Annotated in this window: 2 protein-coding genes; both read right to left on the bottom strand. The window is 52.0% G+C overall.

Annotation, left to right across the window (positions count from 1 at the left end):
- Positions 1 to 355: 355 nt before the first annotated feature.
- The gene (locus G473_RS0103410; RefSeq protein WP_029011945.1) at positions 356 to 1,156 is read right to left on the bottom strand and encodes an ankyrin repeat domain-containing protein; all 801 of its coding nucleotides are present in this window, start codon (positions 1,154 to 1,156) and stop codon (positions 356 to 358) included.
- The coding region (locus G473_RS0103405; RefSeq protein ID WP_029011944.1) for a Tle-like phospholipase domain-containing protein at positions 1,147 to 2,148 on the bottom strand (1,002 nt) is incomplete at its 5' end. The genes G473_RS0103410 and G473_RS0103405, both read right to left, overlap by 10 nt.

The raw sequence follows: 2,148 nt of genomic DNA, 5'->3' as shown, positions 1-2,148 counted from the left end.
CAGCAGCAACTGGTCAGGGCCCAGCGGCGTGTCAATCGACAGCATCCGGTTGATCTGCGTGTATCCGTCCATGTCTGATCCCTGAACCTCAGGCCATCTTCCCTAAAATTCTCAACGATTCACGCCGATCAGCAGGAATAACGATCCAGGACCGCTTTGGGGTATTCCTGAGGAATGAAAATGATCATTTTGAATGTGAAATATTGATGACGGGAAGGGCGCAGATTTACTGATGTGGGAATCAAAGGAAATCCCAGACGTTCAAAATATGAAGGAAAGCAGCAGTCCTTCAACATGACGGATGGGTGAGCAAGGGACGATAATCGGGGTATCCCCAATGGCGAAAGACACCCCCTCAGCGTGCCCCTGGCGGGGGCCATTGGCCCCGTTCGATCATGGCGCGGACCTCGGAGGCCTTGGGCGGCGGCCAGGGAAAGCCCTTGGCCTTCAGCCGTTCGATCACCTGCGGCAGCACCGCCCCGTCCGGATGGCTGGGCAGGATGCGAGAGTTTGCGGCAAGCAGGCCGACGGTTATGCCACCTGAGGCCGGCCAGACGGAAGCTCCCCGGTCCATGAGGAACAGCACCAGTTGCCAGCGGTCGAGCATAGCGGCGGAAAGGATGGGAGTGGTCCCAACGCCGTCTTCTGCTTCGATGTCGGCTCCGTTCAATAACAATAAATTTACGATATCTATATTTCCGGTCATGGAAGCTGTATAAATTATAGGTTTAGTATTTTTTTTCTTGTTCGGATTTGCTCCATGACCCAGAAAAATTTTAACCATTTGTATATCTTCTAATGCAGCGGCCTTAGCTAAGGGTGGCAGGCCCTTGCCGCCATCAGGATCGGCGCCGGCATTCAAGAGGGCTTTCACCATGCGATAATCATATCTGTCAGCCGCCAGCCAGAGCGCCGTCACACCCTCCCTCCCCACCGTATTGACGCCCTCGGGCAGTCGTAAGGCGGCCGCGAGCGCTGCGCTGACGTCACCTCTGGCAACGGCTTTCGCGAAAACAAAAGCGTCGGTGTCCTCGAAATAATCCGGATAGGTATCGGCGACTACATTCATGATCATGCTCCTGTCAGAAGAAAAAATCTGATATGCTATGAATGGAGAAAATAAAAATACCAAAATTATAAAAAATCTCATGGACATTTATTATTGCTCCTTTTCAATTCGATGCCACCAATTATGTTATTCATGCTGTGCATCGATAACGGATGTCTGGAGATATCAGGGTTATCCGGTAACAAATGTCTTTGCCCATAGGCTCTGGGTAGCATCGGCTGATTGGCACCCTCATCTTGCCGGATTTTCTCTTCGAGTATGATCCCTGCTGGAGGGACGGTTCTTGCAGCAGCGACGGCTCCCTGCAGGACAGCTTCTCTATTGTCCTGGACAGTCGATAAAGGATCGCTCGAATTATAATAGGCCTGAATGTCTGGAGAAATTTCTGGATAGCCCCCTACGGTTCGTGCATGTACACCTGCGGAATTGAAGGTGAAAGCGGGCGCTTTAGTGATAAGAGACGCAGCAGACGCATGGCCGCCACCTTTAGAGTGACCAATAAAAATTACTTTTCCATCTGTTGATACATAAATTCTTTTGGCTAGATTATTTGACATATTGTAATGATCAGATTCATGACCCAAGCCTTGAATGACGTTATTGTCCCAATCTTCAGTCGTTTTTGACCCTCGAAATCCAACAATATAATTACCTGTTATTTCATCGAAATATATTTTTGCTCTAAAAGAAGAACCTTCAGGAATCAAATCTTCCTTCTCGATACCAACCTTCTGCAACTCCGCCACCCCCTCCGGCGTGTCGGGGTCGAGATATTGGTGGTGTGGAGAGATCGGCAAGTCGTAGTCGGAGGCATGGGCGGCCAGCAGGGCCATTTCCCGGGCCGTCGCCAAGTCCCGGCAGAGTTTCTGCTGTGGCGTCATGATCAGCGGCTGGCCGTCGGCGGCCATCATGGCCCCGGCTGCGGCCCCCGCTCCGCCGGCGGCCAGCGGGTCGTCGGGTGGAACGCTTAGCTTCTCCTTCAGATTCAGCCAGATCAGTTCGCCATCCAGGCTGATGCCTGTCTTGTCGAGGATGATGGTGGAGCCGTTGGAGACCAGGATGATCTGATCCGGCGTCAT

Origin of the sequence: Niveispirillum irakense DSM 11586 (assembly GCF_000429645.1) — a bacterium.
GTDB classification, from domain to species: domain Bacteria; phylum Pseudomonadota; class Alphaproteobacteria; order Azospirillales; family Azospirillaceae; genus Niveispirillum; species Niveispirillum irakense.
This window is presented reverse-complemented; position numbering and strand designations above follow the sequence as displayed.

Excerpts from the sequence above, each read along its gene's own strand:
- G473_RS0103410 (WP_029011945.1), bottom strand. The coding sequence starts at position 1,156 with ATGTCCATGAGATTTTTTATAATTTTGGTATTTTTATTTTCTCCATTC.